Source organism: Actinomycetota bacterium, assembly GCA_035640355.1.
Classification (GTDB): Bacteria; Actinomycetota; UBA4738; order UBA4738; family HRBIN12; genus CALGFI01.
On sequence record DASQWI010000019.1, the window covers coordinates 59,981 to 80,840 of the forward strand.

Here is a 20,860-nt window from a genome sequence, read left to right on the forward strand (position 1 = left end):
CCTCCGCGAGATGTGATCTCGCGGTACGCCCTTCCCCGGATGGCGGCCGTTTGGTCGGACGACGCCCGCCTGCGCCACTGGCTGGAGATCGAGATCTTGGCGGTCGAGGCGTGGGCTCGGCTCGGCGTCGTGCCCGAGGCCGACGCGCGTCAGGTACGTGAGCGCGCCGTGTTCGATCCGGCCCGCGTCGAGGAGCTCGAACGCGACACCAGGCACGACGTGGCCGCGTTCGTCCAGGACGTGGCCGAGTCGGTCGGTCCGGCCGGTCGATGGGTGCATTTCGGCCTGACGTCGTCCGACGTGCTCGACACGGCGCTGGCCCTGCAACTTCGAGAAGCCGCCGACCTGTTGCTCGATGACGTCGAGCGGCTGCTCGCCGTGGCGAAGGCCTTGGCCCTCGAGCATCGCGACACCGTGATGGCTGGTCGTACGCACGGTGTCGTGGCCGAACCGACGAGCTTCGGTCACAAGGTTGCGCTGTGGGCGTTCCAGCTCGATCGCGACCGCGAGCGACTCCGTCGTGCCCGCGAGACGGTGAGCGTCGGCGCCATCAGCGGCGCCGTGGGGACGTACGCGCAGGTCGATCCGCGGATCGAAGAAGAGCTGTGCGCGCGCCTCGGCCTCCGCTCGGTCGAGGCGTCGAACCAGATCGTCGCGCGCGACCGTCACGCCGAGTACCTCAGCGCGATGGCGATCGCGGCCACGACGCTGGACGCGGTCGCCACCGAGATCCGTCATCTCGCCCGCACGGAGGTGCGTGAGGTGCAGGAGCCGTTCGCCGAAGGGCAGAGGGGCTCGAGCGCCATGCCGCACAAGCGGAACCCCGTGCGATGCGAGCGGATCACGGGCCTCGCGCGGGTAGTGCGGGGCAACGCGCACGTCGGACTGGAGAACGCCGTGCTGTGGCACGAGCGCGACATCTCCCACTCATCGGCCGAACGGGTCATCCTGCCGGACTCGACGATGGCGCTGGACTTCATGCTGGCCGAGACGGTAGAGATCCTCGAGGGTCTCGTTGTCTTCCCACAACGGATGCGGGAGAACCTCGACGTCGGCGGTGGGCTGGCGTACTCGCAGAACGTGCTTCTGGCGCTCGTCGACTCGGGGATGAGTCGGAACGAGGCGTACACCATCGTGCAGCGCGCCGCGGCGTCCGCGTGGGACGATGGGGCTCCCTTCCGCGAGACGATCGCGTCCGACACCGAGGTGCGTGAGCGCATCCGCGGCTCGCTCGATGAGCTGTTCGACCCGCTGCGCGCGCTTCGCTACCTCGACGTCGTGTTCGACCGCCTCGAGAAGGTCGAGGTGAACGCGTGAGCGAGGCGGCTGTGAACCTTCACTCGCGGGGAAAGGTGCGCGACGTGTATGAGGCAGGCGACGAACGCCTCCTCCTCGTGGCGACGGATCGGATCAGCGCATTCGACGTCGTGCTTCCGAGCCCGATCCCCGACAAGGGTCGCGTGCTCACCGGCCTCACGCTGTTCTGGCTCGAGCGAACGCGCGACCTGATCGCCAACCATCTTCTGAGCGCCGACCGACGCGACTTCCCCGAGCCGTTCCGGAGCGAGCCCGCTCTGGCGGGGCGGGCGATGCTCGCGCGGAGGGCGAAGGTCGTGCCGGTCGAATGCGTCGCTCGCGGATTCCTCACCGGCTCGGGCCTCAAGCAGTACCGAGCCGAGGGGCATGTGTGCGGCGTTCCGCTGCCACCCGGTCTGGATGAAGCTCACAAGCTCCCCGAGCCGATCTTCACCCCAACGACGAAGGCCTCGGAGGGGCACGACCTTCCACTCACGTTCGAGCAAACCGTCGACGTCGTGGGAAAGGGTCTCGCCGAGAAGCTCCGCGAGATCACGATCGCGCTGTATGAGCGCGGCGCCGAGGTCGCCGCCGAACGCGGCATCCTCGTCGCCGACACCAAGTTCGAGTTCGGTTTCGTCGATGGCGAGCTCATCCTGATCGACGAGGTGCTCACGCCGGACTCGTCGCGGTTCTGGCCTGCCGATGGGTACACGCCCGGCCGCGTGCAGCCCTCGTTCGACAAGCAGTTCGTGCGCGACTGGCTGGACGCGAGCGGATGGGACCACGAGCCGCCGGCTCCCGACCTGCCGTCCGAGGTGATCGAACGCACCGCGTCGAAGTACCGCGAGGCCTACGAGCGCGTCGCCGGCGATCGATGGGATCACTACCGTCACCGGATGGGCGTGATGACGGACAACGACTGGGAGCGCGCGTCGGTGGACCTCGCGCGTCTCGAAGGCACGTGAGGTACGTCGCGCACGTCGAGGTCTCGCTGAAGCCCGGACTCCTCGACCCTCAGGGCAAAGCGATCGAAGGGTCGCTGCCCGCGCTCGGCTGGTCGAACGTGTCCGACGTCCGCGTCGGCAAGTACGTTCGTCTCGTCGTCGATGCAACCGACCTGGAGGCGGCGACGACCCAGGTCGGAGATATGTCGCGACGGCTGCTGTCGAACCCCGTCATCGAGGACGCGGTGATCCGCGAGGTCCTCGAGGACGCGGTGGGGAACGACCGAGCATGACCGCGCGCGCGCCACGGGTCGGCGTGGTCACGTTCCCCGGATCGCTCGACGACCGCGACGCGGTTCGCGCCGTGCGAGCGATGGGCGGGGAAGCCGTTTCGCTCTGGTCCGGCGAACGCGACCTTGGCGGCGCGGACGCGGTGATCCTTCCCGGCGGGTTCTCCTACGGCGACTACCTGCGGACCGGCGCGATCGCGCGGTTCGCGCCGGTGATGGATGAGCTCCGCGCGTTCGCCGATGCCGGGCGGCCGGTCGTCGGCATCTGCAACGGATTTCAGATCCTGTGCGAAGCGGGCCTCCTGCCGGGCGCTCTCATTCGGAATGCCGGCAGGCGGTTCGTCTGCCGCTGGGTGGACGTCCGCGTCGAGACGTCGCTCTCGCCGCTCACCGCCGGGCTCGTCGCCGGCGAGGTGCTCCGCGTTCCCGTGAAGCACGGCGAAGGCCAGTTCGTCGCCCGTGGGGACGAGCTCGATCGCATGGAGGGCGATGGACTCGTGGTGTTCCGCTACTGCGATCCCGACGGCGGCTTAGGGGCGGAGCACAACCCGAACGGCAGCGCCGCCGCCATCGCCGGGGTTCGCAACGAGGCGGGCAACGTCGTCGGCCTGATGCCGCATCCGGAGCACGCGATCGATCCGGATCTCGGGCCGACGGGTGGGCAGCCGATGCTCGCCGCCCTCTTGCAGTCTGCCCTCGACCCGGTCGCCTCAGGGATCAGGTGAACGAGCCGCTTCATCGACGGCTCGGGCTCACCGACGATGAGCTCGCGTCGATCAGCTCGACGCTCGGTCGCGATCCGAACCCCACCGAGCTCGCGATGTACGCCGCGATGTGGTCCGAGCACTGCTCGTACAAGAGCTCGAAGGTACACCTGCGCAACCTGCCTACGGACGGTCCGCGCGTCCTCGTCGGTCCCGGGCAGGACGCGGGCGCGATCGACGTCGGCGACGGGGTCGCCGTCGTGTTCAAGATGGAGTCGCACTCGCACCCGAGCGCGGTTGAGCCGTACCAGGGCGCGGCTACCGGCGTTGGTGGCATCGTCCGCGACATCATCTCGATGGGGGCGCGCCCGATCGCGTTGCTCGACCCGCTCCGGTTCGGACCGCTGACGGACGAGCGCAATCGGTGGCTCTTCGACGGCGTCGTTGCCGGCATCGGCGGCTACGGCAACTGCATCGGCGTCCCCACCATCGGCGGCGAGGTCCACTTCGGGGCGCCGCACTCGGCGAATCCGACGGTCAACGTGATGTGCCTGGGGATCGCACGAGCCGATCGGTTGGTCACGGCCGCGAAGGCGCCGCCGACGGGGTCGCTGCTGGTCCTGTTCGGCGCGTCGACCGGTCGGGACGGTATCGGCGGCGTGTCGGTGCTCGCCTCGCGAACGCTCGAGGACGATGCAGCCGAGAGCCGACCCAGCGTGCAGATCGGCGACCCGTTCGCCGGCAAGCTCCTGATCGAGGCGTCGATGGAGATGGTCGAGCGCGGCCTGCTCGAAGGTCTCCAGGATCTCGGCGGCGCCGGACTGACGTGCGCGGCGAGCGAGACGGCAACGCGAGCGGATCTCGGGGCGGAACTCGACCTCGGCGCCGTTCCGCTCCGCCAGGACGATCTCGAGCCGTTCGAGATCCTGACGAGCGAGTCGCAGGAGCGGATGTTGGCGATTCTCGTCCCGGAACGCCTGGAGGACGTGATCGAGGTGTGCACGCGATGGGGCCTTGGCGCCGCAGTCATCGGCCGGCTGGTCGACGGGGGCGGAATGCTGGATGTCCGGCACGGCGGCTTCGAGGTCGCTCGGGTGCCCGCGCGTTCGCTCGCCGACGGCGCGCCGGTCTACTCGCGGCCGATGTCGGTGCCGCTCGAACGCGACGACCTCCTCGCCGATGATCCGACCTTTACCACGATGACCACCCCGGTTGGCGACGCGCTGCTCCGGTTGCTCTCCGCCCCGAACGTCGCGAGCAAGCGCTGGGTCTGGGAGCAGTACGACTCCATCGTGCAGGGTGGGACGGTCTTCGGCCCGGGCGCCGACGCCGCGCTCGTCCGTATCGAGGGAACGCTGAAGGCGCTCGCGCTCGCCACGGACGGAAAGGGTCGATACGGCGCGCTCGACCCGTACCTCGGCGCGGCACATGCGGTCGCGGAATCGGCACGAAACGTCGCGTGCACGGGCGCAAAACCGCTGGCCATCACGGACTGTCTGAACTTCGGCAACCCGGAGCGTCCCGAGGTGATGTGGCAGTTCGCCGAATCGATCCGGGGGATCGCCGACGCGTGTCGTGCGCTCGAGACGCCCGTTACGGGCGGGAACGTGAGCTTGTACAACGAGTCGGGGGACTCGGCGATCTGGCCGACCGCCGTGATCGGCATGGTCGGGCTCATACAGGACTACCGGCTCGCCGTGCGCCATGCGTTCGGTGACGGAACGCTGGTGTACGTCATGGGAGAGACCCTCCCGGAGCTCGGCGGCTCCGAGTTCGCGGAGTCCGTTCTCGGTGTCGTCGCCGGTCGGCCGCCTGCCCTCGATCTGGAACGCGAACGTTCTCTCCATTCTCTCCTTGTGGAGTCGGCGCGGAGGGACCTGATCCGCTCGGCGCACGACTGCGGCGACGGTGGCCTGGCGATCGCGCTCGCCGAGTCCGCGATGGCCGGCGGTACCGGATTCGCCGTGTCGATCCCCGGCGACCTGCCGTCGCACGTGGCGCTCTTCGCCGAATCGGCCTCTCGCGCCGTCGTCACCGTCGATCCCGCTCGGGCGTCCGAGCTCGAGGATCTGGCCGCAGATCTCCGGGTGCCGTTCGCGCGGATCGGCGAAACGGGCGGGCCGCGGATGGTGTTCGACCAGGTCGCCGACGTCACCGTCGACGAGGCCGCGGCGGCATACGAGGACGCGATCCCCAAACTCATGTCGGGCGAGCGCGTCCTGCGAGAGGCGGGATGACGTCCGTGGCAGACGACGCGGGCATCACGCGGCAGGAGCTTCAGCTCGCGGCCCGCAATCACGGGATGCCACTCGAGGCGCTGCGGTATGACGTGACGCCGCCCGGCCTGCATTACCTGCTGATCCACTACGACATCCCGCAGATCGACGCCGACGCGTGGCGACTGCGCGTCGGCGGTCTCCTCGCTCGCCCGCTCGAGCTCTCTCTCTCGGATCTTCGTCAACGCACAACGGTCACTCGCGCCGTCACGCTCGAGTGCGCCGGGAACGGAAGGGCGTTGCTCGATCCGCGCCCGCTCAGCCAGCCGTGGCTCCTGGAAGCCGTCGGCAACGCGGAATGGACGGGCGTGCCGCTTCGCGACGTGCTCGAGGAAGCGGGCGTCGAGCCCGGCGCTGCCGAGCTCGTCTTCACCGGGCTCGATCGCGGCGTCGAGGGCGAGATCGAGCAGGCCTACGAACGCAGCCTGTCGATCGACGAGTCGATGCGCGAGGACGTCCTGTTGGCGTTCGCCATGAACGGACAGGAGCTTCCCCCGCAGCACGGTGCCCCGCTGCGCCTGATCGTCCCCGGGTGGTACGGCATGACCAGCGTGAAGTGGCTCTCACGCATCACGGCGGTGGGGGAGAAGTTCGGCGGTTATCAGATGGCGACGAGCTACCGGTTCCGTTCGGATCCCGACGAGGTGGGCGAGGCGGTCACCCGGATCCGCCCGCGGAGCCTGATGATCCCGCCCGGCATCCCGGAGTTCCTCACTCGGAGCCGGGTCCTCGACGCAGGAACGCACGAGGTTCGAGGTCGGGCGTGGTCGGGGCTCGGCGCGATCGAACGCGTGGAGTTCTCCGACGACGACGGCGGGACGTGGGTCGACACTCGCTTGGATGCGCCGCACCGCGACTCCACCGCGTGGCGCGGGTGGTCGATCGAGTGGGGCGCGTCACCGGGTGCGCGCGTCCTGTGCTGTCGAGCGACGGATTCCACAGGCGTGGCGCAGCCACTCGAGCCGGGATGGAACGTCGGCGGCTACGCCAACAACTCCGTCCAGCGCGTAACCGTCACGGTTCGCGGCTGACCTTCCCACGCCGCCACGGAAAGATCGACAAGAAACGCCGTGCATCCCGGACCCGTCGGAGGCCGGTGCTAGCATCGCGGCGCGTGGGGGCGGAGAGTCCGAAAGACGAATGCGGCCTCTTCGGCGTCTGGGCGCCGGGCGAAGACGTCGCCCGTCTCATCTATTTCGGCCTCTTCGCGCAGCAGCACCGCGGCCAGGAATCCGCCGGCATGGCGGTATCCGATGGCGAGCATCTCCTCGTCTACAAGGAGCTCGGCCTCGTCTCCCAGGTCTTCAACGAGGCGACGCTGACGACGCTGCAGGGAGATCTGGGCATCGGCCACAACCGATACTCGACGACGGGCTCGACGACGTGGGAGAACGCGCAGCCCGCCTTCAAGACCGACGGCATCCGGTCGCTCGCGCTCGGCCACAACGGCAACCTCGTCAACACGCTCGAGCTCGCCGAGCGCGCGGCGCGGGCGGGCGGGGCGACCACGGACTCGGACCTGGTCGCCACGCTGCTGGCGCGGTTCGGGGACGGTGGCCTCGAGGCCGCAGCGCTCGACGTGTTACCAACGTTGGAGGGCGCGTTCTCGTTCGTGATGATGAACGAGCGGAGCGTGTTCGCCGTGCGCGATCCTCTTGGGCTGCGCCCTCTGTCGATCGGCCGTTTGACGAACGGCTATGTCGTTGCGTCCGAGACGTGTGCGCTCGACATCGTGGGCGCGGTGTTCGTTCGCGACGTGGAGCCCGGCGAGGTCGTTCGAATCGACGATCGCGGGTTGCAGTCGACGCGCTTCGCCGAGAGCCCGCGGCAAGCGCTGTGCATCTTCGAGTACGTCTACCTGGCGCGCGCCGATTCCCGCCTTCGCGGTCGCACGGTCTACGAGGTTCGCCGCGACCTCGGGCGCCGGCTGGCGATCGAGGCGCCCGCCGACGGCGACCTGGTGATCCCCGTTCCGGATACCGGACACTCCGCGGCGCAGGGGTTCGCCGAGGTCTCCGGTATCCCGTACGGCGAAGGCCTGATGAAGAATCGATACGTCGGACGGACGTTCATCCAGCCGTCGCAGACACTTCGCGAACGGGGGGTGAAGCTCAAGCTCAACCCCATCCCGGACGCGATCGCCGGCAAGCGGTTGGTCGTGATTGACGACTCGATCGTCCGGGGAACGACGACGCGTCAGCTCGTTCAGGCGCTGCGCGAGGCGGGCGCGGCCGAGGTTCACACCCGTATCACGTGCCCGCCGATCCGGTGGCCGTGCTTCTACGGGATCGACATGTCGAGCCACTCCGAGCTCATCGCCTCGGATCTGGCGGTCGAGGAGATCCGCCGGTACGTCGGCGCGGACTCGCTCGGGTACCTCTCCCTCGAAGGAATGGTTGCCGCCACTGGACAGGGCGGCGGCGAGTTCTGTCGCGCGTGCTTCGACGGGGAGTATCCGATCCCCATCCCGGAGTACGCCGGCAAGTTCCTCCTCGAGAATCCCGCGAAGTCGTGATTATCGCGTGCGTGGTCGGCGCCGATTCGCGTCGTCGCGATGAGTGATGCGTACGGCCGCGCCGGTGTCGACCTCGACGCCGCGGGCCGTGCCGTCGGCCTGATACGGGACCTCGCTGGCGAAGCGACTCGTCCGGAGGTCATCGAGGGCGTCGGAGGATTCGCCGGCCTGTTCCGCATCTCGGAGGATCGCCTGCTCGCCGCGGCAACCGACGGCGTGGGGACCAAGCTCGGCGTCGCGCTCGCGGCCGGCCGGCTCGACACGATCGGCGTCGACCTCGTGGCGATGTGCGCGGATGATGTCGTGTGTACGGGCGCCGAGCCGCTGTTCTTCCTGGACTACGTCGCGACGGGACGCCTCGTGCCGGAGGACGTTGCGGCGATCGTTACGGGAGTCGCCGACGGGTGTCGCCGCGCCGGCTGCGCGTTGCTCGGCGGCGAGACGGCCGAACACCCGGGAACGATGCGTCCGGAGGAGCTCGATCTGGCGGGATTCTGCGTCGGCGTCGTCGACGAGCGCACGATGCTGGGGCCGCACCGCGTTCAGGAAGGCGACGTGTTGATCGGGCTCGCTTCGACCGGATTGCACGCGAACGGCTATTCGCTCGTCCGCAAGGCGCTCCTCGAAGACGGCGGGTACCGCCTGGACGACGTCCTACCGCGGCTCGGCCGGTCGCTGGGAGACGAGTTGCTCGAGCCCACGGCGGTCTACACACCACTCGTGCTGGGGCTGGCGCGCGACGGTGTCGTCCACGCCGCCGCGCACGTGACCGGGGGTGGGCTGGTCGAGAACGTTCCGCGAGTCATGCCGGCCGGTCTCCACGCCGACATCGACTGGCGCAGCTGGCCGGTTCCTGCCGTGTTCGACCTTGTCGCGGAGGCTTCAGGTGCCGGAGACGAGGAGCTGCGCCGGACGTTCAACCTCGGCGTCGGGATGATCCTCGTCGTACCTGCCCATCGCACCGCTGAGGTGATCTCTCGGGGGAAGGCTGGGGGATCCGCGTCCTTCGAGATCGGACGTGTAGTGCGCGGGTGACGCGACGCGGAGCGGGACGCCGATCCGTGCCGGCGCGTCGGGCGTCGGGGGGAGGCCGTCCAGGCGAACGAAGTTGGTCCCTTGGTCGCATCTTCGAGCAACGAGCTGCGGCCGATACCTACACAGATGAGCGCCACGAAGACGACGACCAGTGTCCTCGTCGTGGACGACGAGCCGCAGGTCCTTTGGATGCTCCAGTTCAGCCTCGAGGCCGAGGGATACCGAACCTACGCCGCCCGCAACGGCGAGGAGGCTTTGGAGGAGATCGCCGAGCAACGGCCCTCGATGATGCTGCTCGACATCATGATGCCCGTCATGGACGGATGGACCGTGCTCGAGCGCGTCCGGCAGTTCCCTGCCGACGAGCGCCCCAAGGTCGTCGTGGTCTCCGCCCGTTCGAGCCGGCGCGATCGAGCCAAGGCCATGGAGCTCGGCGCGGACGCGTTCGTGGCGAAGCCCTTCAGCATGGACGAGCTCATCGGCATCATCCACGGACTCGAGGGCTGACGAGCCGTCAGCCTTCGACGAGCTTCCCGAACCGGATCCCGCGCACCGGCACGCGCGCCAGCTCGCCGTCTTTCCGGCGAACCATGTACGTCTCGGCTCCCTCGTCGTAGTACTCGAGCACGCCGACGGCCTCGCCGAGGAACCCGTTCGGGAGCTCGAACTGGAACGAGACGCGCCTTCCCACGTCCGCGGGCGTCACGTGGTTCTCTCGCTTCACGAGTCGAGGATATCGGCCAAAGGCAGAGCGAGCGAGGCGAGTGGCGTGCGTACCCCCGGGAAAGCCTAGCGCGGGAGGTTCGAGAGCCGTTCCGACGACTGGAGCAGATCGACGAGCGCAGTGAATGCCCGGCCGACCGTCGCGCCGTCGAGCACTCGATGGTCGAACGTCAACGAGAGCGTGCACGCAGGTCGACCCTCGACCCGTCCGTCGACGACGAGTGCGCGCGGCTCGATCACGCCGAGCGCGATCGTGACGGCGTGGCCTGGGTTGAGCAGCGGAGTGCCGAACTCCGATCCATAGCTCCCGGTGTTCGTGACGGCGATCGTCGCGTCGGCAAGAGCGTCCCGCGAAAGGGCGTTCGCGCGCGCCCGCTCGGCGAGCGAGGCGATCTCCTCAGCGATCTGCGCGACCGTCTTGGCACGGGCGTCCCTCACGACCGGCACGACGAGTCCTCGTTCGGTGTCTGTAGCGATGCCGACGTTCACGGCGCGATGGACGAGGATCCGGTCGCCGCCCCAGCTCGAGTTCAGCAGGGGGTGATCGGCGCACACCTCGGCGAGCGCGCCGACGAACAGGGGGAGTGGTGACACGCCGAGTTCGCCCCGCACGGTCTCGAGCGCCGAGCACTCGACGTGGCGGAACGTGGTGACGTGAGGGATGGCGGCGACCTGCGCGAGCCGGTTGGCGATGGCCTTCCGCACCGGGGTGACGGGAACTGTCTCGACGTTCTCCAGGTCGCTCGCTGCACGCTCGACACCCGCCGCGGTCTCGACGTCGATCCGCGTGACGCGACCGCCTGCACCCGAGGGCGTGACGGATCCGAGGTCGACGCCGAGGTCCTTGGCGAGCTTCCGCACGGCAGGCGTCGTCGCGACGTGCGATCCGCCTGACATCGAAGCAACTGGGCGTGACTGCTCATCCGAAGCGCTTGGCCCCGACGGCTCCCGCCGCTCTTCCGTTCCGGCGACGTCGAACGTGACGAGTGGAGATCCGACCGTGAGCGTCGCGCCGGCGGCTACGTGCAGTCGGGCCACCTTCCCCGCGAACGGAGACGGCACCTCGACGACGGCCTTCGCCGTCTCGACCTCCGCGATCGGCTGGTTGAGCTCGACCTCGTCACCTTCGGCAATGAGCCACTGCGTGACCACGGCTTCCTCGAGTCCCTCGCCGAGGTCGGGCAACACGAAGACGCGAGCGGCCATCAGTACTCGATGGTTCGGCGGACAGCCGCGACGATACGTTCGACGCTCGGGAGGTACTCCTGCTCGAGCGACGCCGGGGGGTAGGGAACGTCGGGTCCGGTGACGCGGGCGACCGGGGCCTCCAGATGATCGAAGGCCTCCTCCATGATCAGCGCCGCGATCTCCGCGCCGAACCCCAGCGTGAGCGGGGCTTCGTGCACGACGACGGCACGCCCGGTCTCGACGACACAGCGGCTGATCGTCTCGACGTCGAGCGGAACGAGTGATCGAAGGTCGACGACGCGCACACCGATGCCGTCCTCGGCGAGCGATCTCGCCGCGTCGAGGCACCGTGCGCGCATCGCTCCGTACGTGACGATCGTGCAGTCGCCGCCGTCGGGTAGATGCACAACGGCCACGCCGATCTGCGGCCCGTCCGTCGTGAGCGCCTCGGGTCCGTTCTGCGACTTCGACCAGTACCGGCTCTTCGGCTCCAGGAAGACGACCGGATCTGGATCGTCGATGGACAGGCGAAGCAGTCGGTACGCGTCGATGGCGTCCGCGGGCACGACGACCTTCAGGCCTGCGGTGTGTGCGTAGTACGTCTCGGGGCTCTCGCCGTGGTGCTCCTTCCCCTTGATCCCACCGAACGAGGGGATACGGATCACGATCGGCATCGAGACCCGGCCTCTGGTCCGCAGCCGGTACTTCGCGATGTGGCTGATGACCTGGTCGAGCGCGGGGTAGCTGAACCCATCGAACTGCATCTCGGCGATCGGACGCCATCCAGCCATCGCCAGACCGACGCAGATCCCGGCGATGCCCGCTTCGGCGATCGGCGTGTTGAACACGCGCTCCCGGCCGAACTTCTGCTGCAGACCTTCGGTGACACGGAATACGCCTCCGAGCTCACCGACGTCCTCGCCGAAAACGAGCGCTCGAGGATCGCTTTCGAGAGCGTCGCGGAGCGCGGCGTTGAGCGCCGCGACCATCGTGATATCAGGCATCGGCGGACCAAGCATCGCGTTGCCGTTCCAGCGTTCGCGGCGGAGCGGCGAACACCTGGTCGAAGATCTCCGACGCTGCGGGGGCCTCGAGTGAGATCAGCTTCGCGCGGATCTGCGCCACCCAGCGCGCCGCATCTGACTCGCACTCGTGCACGAACGCATCGTCCGCGACGCCGGCACCCGATAGGTATCGGCGGAAGCGGTCGATCGGATCGCGCGCACGCCACGCCGCGACCTCGTCGTCGTCTCGATAGCGGGATGCGTCATCGGCCGTCGAGTGCGGACCGATCCGGTACGTAACCGCCTCGATCAGTGTCGGGCCCTCGCCGGCGTGTGCCCGTTCGACTGCCGTCTTTGTGACGGCGTACACCGCCAGCACGTCGTTCCCGTCGACGCGGACGCCCTCGAACCCGTAGCCGCTCGCGCGGCTCGCGATCGGCGCGACCGCTTGCTCCGCAAGCGGCACCGAGATGGCCCACCCGTTGTTCTGACAGAACAGAATGGCCGGCGCGCCGAACACGCCGGCCATGTTCGCGGCTTCGTGGAAGTCGCCCTCTGACGCAGAACCGTCGCCGAAGTAGGCGAGCGCGCACGCGGGGAGTCCGTCGAGCTTCGCCCCGAGGGCCCACCCGACCGCGTGGACGATCTGCGTGGCAACCGGAACACAGATCGGCGCAAACCGGTTCTCGATCGGGTCGTACGGACCGCCGTGCCACGTGCCGCGGTGATACTCCAGGTACTCGACGACGTCCACGCCGCGAACGACGGCCGCTGCGAGCTCCCGAAATGACGGGAACACGAAGTCGTTGGCCCCGAGCGCGAACGCGCTGCCCACCTGGGCCGCCTCCTGCCCTTCGAACGGGGGATAGACCGTCAGCTCACCCTGTCGCTGTAGCGCCATGCATTCGCGGTCGAGTCGGCGCGCTCGGATCATCAAGCGCATTAGATCGCGCAACCGTTCATCGTCGAGGCCGACCCCGGTGTCGGCGGTCGGCGTTCCGTCCGGCGCGAGGATCTGAACCATCGAAACGCCGTAAATGTCGCGGCTCACGCGCGGAGTCTCCTCAGTACGGGGGCACGCACAACGTTCGCTTCGCTCACTGCGCTACCCCCCGTGACCCCTCGCAACGGCGGGCGGACGAGAGGATATACACTCGTGCGCCGTGATCCCGGCCGCCGAATTGCGCGTCTACCAGCCGCTCGACGCGTTCGCCGCGGAGGAGATGGCGTACTGGGAGCGATACATCGTGGAGGGCGCGCCGCGAGCGGTGGCGCCGCGTTACACGGATCTGGCGACGCGCGACGGCCTCGGATTTCTCACTCCATCGAGCCCTGAGCAAGCGCACGTGAAGGTCATCGACGGCGCGTTCTTCGTCTGCCCCGAGCGAACGCGCCTGCGCGTGCTCGCGGGACTTCTCGCGTTTCACGACGGTACGCCGTTCGAGGGTTCGGAGGCATTCGTTCCCGACGGCGCAGCGCGCCGCGCGCGGCGCGAGCTGGGCCGCATGCGCCGGCGCAACCCCGGACAGCTCGCGGCGATCATGGAGAGCCCGTGGCACGTGCCGGTCAGGTGGTTCGTCCTGTTCGACGACGACGAGCGTCGGATCCGAGAGGTGCACGAAGCGCACCGGCTTTCCTACCTGACAACCGTACGGAAAGCGCTCCGGCGCGCCGAGCGATCCGTTCCGGTGCTTCGCCACAGCGAGCTCGGCCCGATGGCGGAGCTCGTGGTCGAGGTTCATCAATGGCTGACAGCGTTCGACACGACCGCGCTGCTCGAGCTCGACTACGGCGGGCTGTGCGAGTTCATGACGTGGGACGAGATGGACGACGATCACAGCGCGCGGGACGTGAATGACGCGCTGAAGGCGCTCGGGGCGAGGGAGTTCACGCGCTCCGCGGAGCTGTATCAGGCGGCCGCCGCTCGTTCAGCCGAGCTGCGAAGCCGCGAGAGCGTCAACTGACACGGAACGATCCGGTGTTCGTGGCCAGGGGCAGAATCGAACTGCCGACACCGCGGTTTTCAGCCGCGTGCTCTGCCAACTGAGCTACCTGGCCGGCGAGTGCTATCGGCGGGACCGACGATCGGCTGCTGGAGATCGCCTCTCGTTCGGACGTTGCGCGCGTCGGCCAAGGATACCGCGCCGGACGGCGGCTACCCCCACCGCTTCGGGTTGTCGCTCTGCAGGTCGACCTGTCCTGCGCGGCTGGCGAACTTGCCGGTTCCACCGCCGTACGCCACGACGCCCCTACCCTTCCACGATCCATCCCCCGGGACGAATCCAGTAAGGGACACCGAGTCCCCGTCGTTGAAGGCGAAGTGCGCGGCGAACGGGATCCGCTTCCCCTGGCCCTTGAACTGCACGATCGTCACGGTTCCGATCTCCTCGTCCCCGTGGCCAAAGGGGTCCGGTGCCTCCGGCGAATAGATGGGTTCGTCGACGATCACCGTCGACCCCGGGAGCGCACCGATGAGCTCTTCGCCCGGCCGGTCGCTCACGACCGGGAAGTCGTAGCCGGCACCCTCTGTTCCCATCGTTCCCTCCCTCGCCCGCGTACCGTCGGCACACTAGGCGCGCTCGTCCTTTCGGGGCAAACCGCTCGAAACGGTGGCCTACACTCCTGCGATGGTTGTCTGCGCGACGTGTGGCCGGGCCAATCCCGCCGATGCGAGCTTCTGCATGTCGTGCGCGTCACCTCTCGCCGGGACCGGGCCCGCGCCGGAGGCCGATCGCAAGACCGTAACCGTCGTGTTCTGCGACGTGGTCGGCTCCACGGCGCTGGGAGAAGAGCTCGATCCCGAATCGACCAGGCAGCTGATCGCGCGCTTCTTCCGTCGCATGCGCAACGAGCTCGAACGCCACGGCGGCCAGGTCGAGAAGTTCATCGGCGACGCCGTGATGGCGGTGTTCGGCGTTCCTCGCCTGCACGAGGACGACGCGCTCCGCGCGGTGCGAGCGGCCGACGCGATGGTCAGGGCGCTCGGCGAGCTGAACGTCGAGCTCCGAGAGCGATTCGGCACGGAGATCCAGGCGAGGATCGGCGTCAATACCGGCGAGGTCGTGGTCGGAGATCCCGGGGCGGGGCACTCGCTCGTCGTGGGGGATGCCGTCAACGTCGCGGCGCGTCTGGAGCGGGCGGCGGAGCCGGGCCAGATCCTCCTCGGACCCACGACGTACGCCCTCGTTCGCGACCACGTCGTCGCCACGCCGACCGACCCCATGGAGCTGAGGGGACGGCGATCCCCGGTCGTCGCGTATCGACTGGGATCGGTCGAGCCCGGCGCCGATGCGATCGGTGCTCGACCCGATCCGCCGCTCGTCGGCCGTGAGCGCGAGCTCACCGCCCTTCGCTCGGCGTTCGAACGCGCCATCTCCACTCGGGAGTGCGTCCTCGTCACCGTCGTCGGACCGGCCGGCGTGGGCAAGTCACGCTTGGCTCGGGAATTCGCGACGTCGTTCGAGGGCGACGCGGTCGTGCTGCGCGCACGCTGTCTGCCGTACGGCGAGGGCATCACGTTCTGGCCCGTGGCGGAGCTGGTTAAACGCGCCTGCGGTATCACGGACGACGAACGACGCGACGTCGCGCAGGCGAAGCTGTCGGCCGCCCTCGACGGCGCCGAAGACGCCGAGATCATCGTGCGCGGCCTGGCCGAAGTGACGGGGATCGGAACGGTGGACGCGGGACCGCAGGAGACGTTCTGGGCGATCCGCCGGTTCCTCGCCTGGCTGGCGCGCGACCGTCCCGTCGTCGCGATCGTCGACGACGTTCAGTGGGCCGAGCAGACGTTCCTCGATCTCGTCGAGTACGTCTCCGGGTGGACGCGCGACGCGCCGGTGCTCTTGGTCTGTCTGGCTCGACCCGACCTACTCGAATCGCGGCCGTCGTGGGGCGGCGTTTCGCGAGCGCAGACGCTGATGCTCGAGCCGCTCGGCGACGAGGACACGGTTCGGTTCGTGGAGGGGCTTCTTGGTCCGGGAGCGGCCGAGCTCGAGGGCAGCGCTCTCGCTCGCATCTCCGACGCCGCGGGCGGCAACCCGTTGTTCCTCGAGGAGATGCTGCGGATGCTCGAGGACGACGGTGTCCTGCGTCGCGAGGGAACTCGTTGGGTCGTCGAGGGTGATCTCGCCACGGTCCGCGTCCCCGACACGATCCACGCGCTCCTCAGTGCACGGTTGGACCGGCTTTCCGATGAAGAACGGGTGGTGATCCGATGTGCGTCGGTGATCGGCAAGGTGTTCTGGTGGGGCGCCGTTGCGGATATCGCGCCCGACCACGTCCGACCGCGCATCGGAGGACACCTGCAATCCCTCGTTCGCAAGGATCTGGTGCGCCCGGACCGCTCGAACTTCGGCGGGGAGGACGCGTTCCGTTTCCATCACATCCTGATCCAGGAAACGGCCTATCGAGCGACGCCGAAAGAGCAGCGTGCCGAGCTCCACGAGCGGTTCGCGACGTGGGTCGCGCGCGTGACGCGGGACCGAGCGAACGAGCTCGACGAGGTCATCGGATACCACCTCGAGCAGTCCGTGCGGTACCGAGCGGAGCTGGGTGCACCGCGGCAGACTGTCGAGGAACTCGCCGTTCGTGCCGCTCGGCCGCTTACGGCTGCCGGCCTGCGGGCGATGGACCGCCGCGATGTTTCCGCCGCCGCCGAGCTGCTTCGGCGCGGCGCGGACCTGTTCCCTCGAGACCATTCAGAGCGACGCCCTGTGTTGCTCGCGCTCGGCGAGGCGCTGTCCGAGCTCGGAGACCTTTCTGCCGCCGAGGCCGTCATGAACCAGGCCGAAGAGCTCGGGCTGGCGGCTGGCGATGAGAAAACGGCGGCCAACGCCGCGATCCAACGCTTGCTGTTGTTGGAGTCCACCGATCCCAAGTTGTTAGCCGGTGAGCTCTCGGAGGCAGAGCGCCTGATCTCGATCCTCGAGAGCTTGGGCGACGACCTCGGCGTAGCTCGGGCGTGGCTGTTGGTGGCGGACCTCAACTGGGCGCACGCGCGCTACGCCGCCGTCGACGACGCGCTGTCTCGGGCCATCGAGCACGCTCGAAAGGCGGGAGCACGTCGTGAGGAGGCCGACGCGCTCGGCCGTTACACGGGCTCGGGCGCGTACGGACCGGCGCCGGGCGACGAGATCGAGCGCAGGTGCAACGAGGTCCTCGAGAGGTGGAGCGGCACGGGCTACGAGGCTCCCGCTCACCGCGCGCTCGCCGTCGCGCGCGCGATGCGCGGACGCTTCGACGAAGCCCGTGAGCTCGCACGTCGCGCCCGGACGCTCCACGACGAGCTCGGACTGCAGCTGCGCGCGATGTTCGTCTCCGAGACGCTCGGTTCGATCGAGCTCCTCGCGGGCGATCCGGTCGCCGCCGAGCGCGAGCTGCGCTCCGGCCTCGATCAGGCGGCCGAGATGGGAGAGCAAGGATTCGCGTCGACGGTCGCCGCGCTGCTCGCGCACGCCCTCGTCGACCAGCGACGCTTCGACGAAGCCGAAGACGCCGCGTCATTGAGCGAGAAGACCGGCGCAGAGGACGACGTGTCGACGCAGGTGATGTGGCGGAGCGCCCTCGCTCGAGTGTTGTCGGCTCGCGGACGACCGGACGAGGCCAGGGCGCTCGCGGAGACGGCGGTACGGCTGGCGGAACAGACGGACGACCTGAACATGCGGGCCGACACGCTCATCGCCCTCGGCGAGGTTCACGGGGCGGCGAACGAGTCGCAGGACGCTGCGTCCGCGTTTGCCAAGGCTCTCGAACGCTACGAGGCCAAGGGGAACGAGGTGGCGGCCGACTCGACGAGACGCAGGCTCGCGGCGCTCGGCTAGAGCGATCGCGGTTCGTTCGTAGCGCGCCCGACGGGCTTCGATCCCGCGATCTCCGCCTTGACAGGGCGGTGAGGACGGCCAGGCTCCTCTACGGGCGCGTGTTCTATTCAGTTGTGTGCCCCCAACGGGATTCGAACCCGTGTCGCCGCCTTGAAAGGGCGAAATCCTAGGCCGCTAGACGATGGGGGCCTGGGTCGGACCGTGCTCGCCCCCACCCCCGGCCCGAGGGCAGCGCCCGAAGTATAGCGACGGCGTTGCGCTCGAACCGGGGGAGAGGTCGGCGTCTGGCTTCAGATCATGAGAACTGCTGCCGATGCCTCTATCGATGCGGTCTCTGCTGGAGTTCCTGGGGTTCGTCGAACCCGACTCCACCCGCCGCGAACCAGTCGCTCTCCCGGCTTGGGCCACGCATCTCGTTCCGATCGTTGTCGTCGCCTTGACGGTTGTCTCGATGGTGGTGTTCGCGCTCGTTCGCGCGATCGCCAGCTGACCGGCCGATCCGAAGCACATCCCCCACCCGTAGGTCGACGTCCTCGTTGCACTCGAGAACGTGGCTCGCTCGTCTCATCGGAGGGACGAACCGCCCCGGGCGAACTCTGCGAACGTCGACGACCGTGAAGGCATCGTCGAGGCGCGCCACCAGGATCGGAAACCGCACGCCGAACGTATGAACCGAGGTCGCGTTCGGGAACAGGAGGGCCGCCTCGGGCGAGAGGTCGGTTGCGTTCCGCAGTCCCGTTCGCCGGTCGGGGCCTGCCTCCGCCACACGGCACAGAAGGGCGTCACCTCGGGGCGTTACCGCCGCCACCACATACATCGGCGGACGCTAGCGCGCAGCGCCGACGAAGCTCGGTGCTAGGTCATCCGGCCTACGAAACGTCCGATCGGACCATTGACCGGGCGCTCGCCCCTGCCGATGCTTCTCCGAGAAGACAAAGGAGGCTCGTGTGAGGCGAGGTGTTGTCGCATTCGTGGTCATGGCGGTTCTTGGTGTGTCGGGCATTGCCACAGCTGGTTTCCTCGCCGCCCGGTCGCCTGCCGGAGGGCCTCTTGGGCAAGACAATAACGCTGAGGCTAACGAGCAGGACGCCGGAGTTCACGGTGGGCCGATCGATCGATTCCACAACGCGGGGTCGTGCGATCTCACGGCCGTGTCCTCGCTCCCCGGTAACTGGACGCACGGCGATTACGTGAGCGCCGTCGCCGCCGATGGCGCCGCCATTCAGATCCGCGAGGCCGCACACAGCGACTGCGGCAAGCCGATGGTGGCTGTCGGACACGGCGGTGGACCGCCGGCGCACGCGCTCGAGAACATGGCGGCCGGACAGGCGCACGCCGGCGGCAAGACCGAGGACGACGGTTCGGCGGCGCTCGGCAGCTAGAAGGGTGCTCCCACCTCGACGTTAAACGTTAGAAGTAGCGGGCCGTCGCTGTCTGTCTCGAGCGGCCCATTGTTCGGTGCTCACTCACTCCGATGCTGAACAGATCGGAAGGGTGGGCGCGGTGCCCACCCTTCCGCTCAACGGTGAATCTGCGGTTTAGGAGATCCGGACCAAGTAGTCGGATCCCGGCGAATCACTGATCGTCGCCGTTGCCTCCATCGCCCTCGTCGGAGTCTGAGTCGGAGTCCGAGTCATCGTCCGAGTCGTCGTCGGAGTCTTGGCCCTGGTCGCCCTGATCATCGGCGTCCTCGACCTGGTCATCGGCATCGTCGCCCTGGTCGTCTCCGTCCTCGCCCTGGTCGTCTCCGTCCTCGCCCTGGTCGTCACCGTCCTCGCCCTGGTCCTCACCGTCTTCGCCCTGGTCGTCACCATCTTCGCCCAGATCATCGGCGTCCTCGCCTTGATCATCGGCGTCCTCACCTTGCTCGTCGGCGTCGGCGTCATCGCTGTCGGCCGCCTCGGCCTCGTCGACGTCTTCGCTTTCTTCGACGTCGCCCGCCGGATCGTCGGTCGACACCAGGGTCGCCTGGTCATCGTCGCCCGTTTCGTCCCCGGTGAGCGCAGCCGCCATTGCCACACCTCCGAGGGACAAAGCCAGTCCGGCGGCCACTGCGATCACCCGCCTGAGCATTCGTCCTCGCATCGATCTCCTCCTCCGTACCTGGAGTCGCTCACTGGCGACTTGCGGACGGCTCGCCGGCGCCGGGGTGGCTCCCTGCTCGGCGAGGAGCTGAGCCTCGGCCATCATCGCCACGACGTGCTCCTCGGCGAGTTCCTTAGGCATCGCGGCGGGGGGGAACGCCGTCCGAAGGTCCAGAGCGAAGCGCTCGTCGGGGTCCAGATGGCTGCTCATCTCATTGGTGGAAACGCAAGCAGGGGCTGAAAAGGTCACGGCTCCGCGATAGATCTGTCGGCGGACGTGCTCGAGTCCACGAGCCTGCAGCGCCTTCACCGCGCCGGGCGACCTCCCCATCACGGTTGCCACCTGATCGATGGTGAGGTCGGTCACGAGTCGGAGCACGAGCACGTCCCGCTGGTCAGGCGTGAGCCCGTCGAGCACAACGCGAACCCGCTCCTCGTCGAGCGAGCGCATGGCGTCGTCCTCGGCGTCGCCGATGGGCGCCTGCGCGATGAGGTCCTCGGAGGGGACAGGGTGGACCGGATGGCGACGCACCGAACGACCGATGTCGATCGCGCGTCGACGCGAGATCGCGAAGACCCACGCTCGGAACTGTTCCTCGTTGCCTTCGAACGCGGGTAGCCCACGCACAACCCTGACGAGCGTGTCGCCGACCAGGTCGTCGGGGTCGGCGGAACCTCGCGCGCGGTGGTACCGAAGGAGCGCCGGCGCGAGATCCTCATAAACCTGCCGCCACGCCCACTCGGCGCCCACTCGGCAGGCCGCGAGCACGGACCCCCAACTCGGACCGAGCATCCAAGCAGTTATCGGCGGGAGCCCCGGTCGGCTTCATTCCAGGAAGGTCAGACCTACCTGCCGGTATCAGGAAGCCGTCCTGCCGAGCCAGATGAATGAGACGCGTGGGGCGGGCAGGATTCGAACCCGCGACACGAGGGTTAAAAGCCCCCTGCTCTGACCAGACTGAGCTACCGCCCCGTGCTT

At 68.5% G+C, this 20,860-nt stretch carries 19 protein-coding genes, 4 tRNA genes and 1 pseudogene; 13 read left to right on the plus strand and 11 right to left on the minus strand.

The genetic code is table 11. The annotated features are described in order from the left end of the window. Positions 1 to 12: 12 nt before the first annotated feature. From purB to VFA08_10705, 9 genes are all read left to right on the plus strand, one after another. Positions 13 to 1,317, plus strand: a complete 1,305-nt coding sequence (purB, locus tag VFA08_10665) for an adenylosuccinate lyase (GenBank protein HYZ14048.1) — start codon at positions 13 to 15, stop codon at positions 1,315 to 1,317. Next, complete coding sequence (locus tag VFA08_10670; protein HYZ14049.1) at positions 1,314 to 2,264, plus strand: phosphoribosylaminoimidazolesuccinocarboxamide synthase; 951 nt, start codon at positions 1,314 to 1,316, stop codon at positions 2,262 to 2,264. Before purB ends, VFA08_10670 begins: the two co-directional genes overlap by 4 nt. Continuing rightward, entirely contained in the window at positions 2,261 to 2,536 is a 276-nt protein-coding gene (gene purS / locus VFA08_10675; GenBank protein ID HYZ14050.1) for a phosphoribosylformylglycinamidine synthase subunit PurS, read from the plus strand. Before VFA08_10670 ends, purS begins: the two co-directional genes overlap by 4 nt. Further along, positions 2,533 to 3,258 (plus strand): phosphoribosylformylglycinamidine synthase subunit PurQ, encoded by a 726-nt coding sequence (purQ, locus tag VFA08_10680; GenBank protein HYZ14051.1) that lies wholly within the window; start codon positions 2,533 to 2,535, stop codon positions 3,256 to 3,258. The genes purS and purQ overlap by 4 nt, the downstream gene beginning before the upstream one ends. Beyond that, positions 3,255 to 5,474 (plus strand): phosphoribosylformylglycinamidine synthase subunit PurL, encoded by a 2,220-nt coding sequence (purL, locus tag VFA08_10685; protein HYZ14052.1) that lies wholly within the window; start codon positions 3,255 to 3,257, stop codon positions 5,472 to 5,474. The genes purQ and purL overlap by 4 nt, the downstream gene beginning before the upstream one ends. Beyond that, positions 5,471 to 6,544, plus strand: coding sequence for a sulfite oxidase (locus VFA08_10690; GenBank protein ID HYZ14053.1), 1,074 nt, complete (start codon positions 5,471 to 5,473; stop codon positions 6,542 to 6,544). The genes purL and VFA08_10690 overlap by 4 nt, the downstream gene beginning before the upstream one ends. 83 nt (positions 6,545 to 6,627) lie before the next feature. Further along, positions 6,628 to 8,028: an amidophosphoribosyltransferase gene (gene purF, locus VFA08_10695; protein HYZ14054.1), complete on the plus strand. Its 1,401-nt coding sequence runs from the start codon at positions 6,628 to 6,630 to the stop codon at positions 8,026 to 8,028. A 39-nt stretch (positions 8,029 to 8,067) separates the two neighbouring features. After that, the gene (gene purM / locus VFA08_10700) at positions 8,068 to 9,063 is read left to right on the plus strand and encodes a phosphoribosylformylglycinamidine cyclo-ligase (GenBank protein ID HYZ14055.1); all 996 of its coding nucleotides are present in this window, start codon (positions 8,068 to 8,070) and stop codon (positions 9,061 to 9,063) included. 126 nt (positions 9,064 to 9,189) lie between these two features. Further along, on the plus strand, positions 9,190 to 9,570 hold the full coding sequence (locus VFA08_10705; GenBank protein ID HYZ14056.1) for a response regulator: 381 nt from the start codon (positions 9,190 to 9,192) through the stop codon (positions 9,568 to 9,570). 7 nt (positions 9,571 to 9,577) lie between these two features. Here VFA08_10705 and VFA08_10710 read toward each other — a convergent pair whose 3' ends face one another. The 4 genes from VFA08_10710 to pdhA all read right to left on the minus strand — a co-directional run bounded on the left by VFA08_10710 (position 9,578) and on the right by pdhA (position 13,029). Next, positions 9,578 to 9,787: a hypothetical protein gene (locus VFA08_10710; protein HYZ14057.1), complete on the minus strand. Its 210-nt coding sequence runs from the start codon at positions 9,785 to 9,787 to the stop codon at positions 9,578 to 9,580. A 65-nt stretch (positions 9,788 to 9,852) separates the two neighbouring features. After that, positions 9,853 to 10,992, minus strand: a complete 1,140-nt coding sequence (locus tag VFA08_10715) for a dihydrolipoamide acetyltransferase family protein (protein HYZ14058.1) — start codon at positions 10,990 to 10,992, stop codon at positions 9,853 to 9,855. Continuing rightward, the gene (locus VFA08_10720) at positions 10,992 to 11,978 is read right to left on the minus strand and encodes an alpha-ketoacid dehydrogenase subunit beta (GenBank protein HYZ14059.1); all 987 of its coding nucleotides are present in this window, start codon (positions 11,976 to 11,978) and stop codon (positions 10,992 to 10,994) included. The genes VFA08_10715 and VFA08_10720 overlap by 1 nt, the downstream gene beginning before the upstream one ends. Continuing rightward, positions 11,971 to 13,029 (minus strand): pyruvate dehydrogenase (acetyl-transferring) E1 component subunit alpha, encoded by a 1,059-nt coding sequence (pdhA, locus tag VFA08_10725; protein HYZ14060.1) that lies wholly within the window; start codon positions 13,027 to 13,029, stop codon positions 11,971 to 11,973. Before pdhA ends, VFA08_10720 begins: the two co-directional genes overlap by 8 nt. Positions 13,030 to 13,141: 112 nt before the next feature. Between pdhA and VFA08_10730 the strand changes: the two genes are divergently transcribed. After that, positions 13,142 to 13,942, plus strand: a complete 801-nt coding sequence (locus VFA08_10730; protein HYZ14061.1) for a hypothetical protein — start codon at positions 13,142 to 13,144, stop codon at positions 13,940 to 13,942. A gap of 21 nt (positions 13,943 to 13,963) precedes the next feature. Here the strand turns inward: VFA08_10730 and VFA08_10735 are convergent. Both VFA08_10735 and VFA08_10740 read right to left on the minus strand, forming a co-directional pair. Then, positions 13,964 to 14,036: transfer RNA gene (locus VFA08_10735), tRNA-Phe, on the minus strand. Between the two features lie 97 nt (positions 14,037 to 14,133). Beyond that, complete coding sequence (locus VFA08_10740) at positions 14,134 to 14,514, minus strand: hypothetical protein (GenBank protein HYZ14062.1); 381 nt, start codon at positions 14,512 to 14,514, stop codon at positions 14,134 to 14,136. Positions 14,515 to 14,605: 91 nt separating this feature from the next. On the opposite strand from VFA08_10740, the gene VFA08_10745 reads away from it, so the two are divergent. Then, on the plus strand, positions 14,606 to 17,797 hold the full coding sequence (locus tag VFA08_10745) for an adenylate/guanylate cyclase domain-containing protein (protein ID HYZ14063.1): 3,192 nt from the start codon (positions 14,606 to 14,608) through the stop codon (positions 17,795 to 17,797). A gap of 22 nt (positions 17,798 to 17,819) precedes the next feature. On the opposite strand, the gene VFA08_10750 is transcribed toward VFA08_10745, so the two are convergent. Both VFA08_10750 and VFA08_10755 read right to left on the minus strand, forming a co-directional pair. Continuing rightward, a tRNA-Asp gene (locus VFA08_10750) sits at positions 17,820 to 17,895 on the minus strand. An 18-nt stretch (positions 17,896 to 17,913) separates the two neighbouring features. After that, positions 17,914 to 17,986: transfer RNA gene (locus VFA08_10755), tRNA-Glu, on the minus strand. A gap of 136 nt (positions 17,987 to 18,122) precedes the next feature. Between VFA08_10755 and VFA08_10760 the strand changes: the two genes are divergently transcribed. Then, on the plus strand, positions 18,123 to 18,287 hold the full coding sequence (locus VFA08_10760) for a hypothetical protein (protein ID HYZ14064.1): 165 nt from the start codon (positions 18,123 to 18,125) through the stop codon (positions 18,285 to 18,287). Between the two features lie 48 nt (positions 18,288 to 18,335). Here the strand turns inward: VFA08_10760 and VFA08_10765 are convergent. Beyond that, positions 18,336 to 18,614: pseudogene (locus tag VFA08_10765) on the minus strand (DUF192 domain-containing protein). A 334-nt stretch (positions 18,615 to 18,948) separates the two neighbouring features. On the opposite strand from VFA08_10765, the gene VFA08_10770 reads away from it, so the two are divergent. After that, complete coding sequence (locus tag VFA08_10770) at positions 18,949 to 19,179, plus strand: hypothetical protein (protein HYZ14065.1); 231 nt, start codon at positions 18,949 to 18,951, stop codon at positions 19,177 to 19,179. Positions 19,180 to 19,372: 193 nt separating this feature from the next. Here the strand turns inward: VFA08_10770 and VFA08_10775 are convergent, their stop codons facing one another. Both VFA08_10775 and VFA08_10780 read right to left on the minus strand, forming a co-directional pair. After that, positions 19,373 to 20,674, minus strand: coding sequence for a sigma-70 family RNA polymerase sigma factor (locus tag VFA08_10775; protein ID HYZ14066.1), 1,302 nt, complete (start codon positions 20,672 to 20,674; stop codon positions 19,373 to 19,375). Positions 20,675 to 20,779: 105 nt separating this feature from the next. Then, positions 20,780 to 20,854, minus strand: a tRNA-Lys gene (locus VFA08_10780). Between the last annotated feature and the right edge of the window lie 6 nt (positions 20,855 to 20,860).

Excerpts from the sequence above, each read along its gene's own strand:
- purQ (HYZ14051.1), top strand. The coding sequence starts at position 2,533 with ATGACCGCGCGCGCGCCACGGGTCGGCGTGGTCACGTTCCCCGGATCG.
- VFA08_10690 (HYZ14053.1), top strand. The coding sequence starts at position 5,471 with ATGACGTCCGTGGCAGACGACGCGGGCATCACGCGGCAGGAGCTTCAG.
- purM (HYZ14055.1), top strand. The coding sequence starts at position 8,068 with ATGAGTGATGCGTACGGCCGCGCCGGTGTCGACCTCGACGCCGCGGGC.
- VFA08_10705 (HYZ14056.1), top strand. The coding sequence starts at position 9,190 with ATGAGCGCCACGAAGACGACGACCAGTGTCCTCGTCGTGGACGACGAG.
- VFA08_10715 (HYZ14058.1), bottom strand. The coding sequence starts at position 10,992 with ATGGCCGCTCGCGTCTTCGTGTTGCCCGACCTCGGCGAGGGACTCGAG.
- VFA08_10720 (HYZ14059.1), bottom strand. The coding sequence starts at position 11,978 with ATGCCTGATATCACGATGGTCGCGGCGCTCAACGCCGCGCTCCGCGAC.
- VFA08_10740 (HYZ14062.1), bottom strand. The coding sequence starts at position 14,514 with ATGGGAACAGAGGGTGCCGGCTACGACTTCCCGGTCGTGAGCGACCGG.
- VFA08_10745 (HYZ14063.1), top strand. The coding sequence starts at position 14,606 with ATGGTTGTCTGCGCGACGTGTGGCCGGGCCAATCCCGCCGATGCGAGC.
- VFA08_10760 (HYZ14064.1), top strand. The coding sequence starts at position 18,123 with ATGCGGTCTCTGCTGGAGTTCCTGGGGTTCGTCGAACCCGACTCCACC.
- VFA08_10775 (HYZ14066.1), bottom strand. The coding sequence starts at position 20,674 with ATGCTCGGTCCGAGTTGGGGGTCCGTGCTCGCGGCCTGCCGAGTGGGC.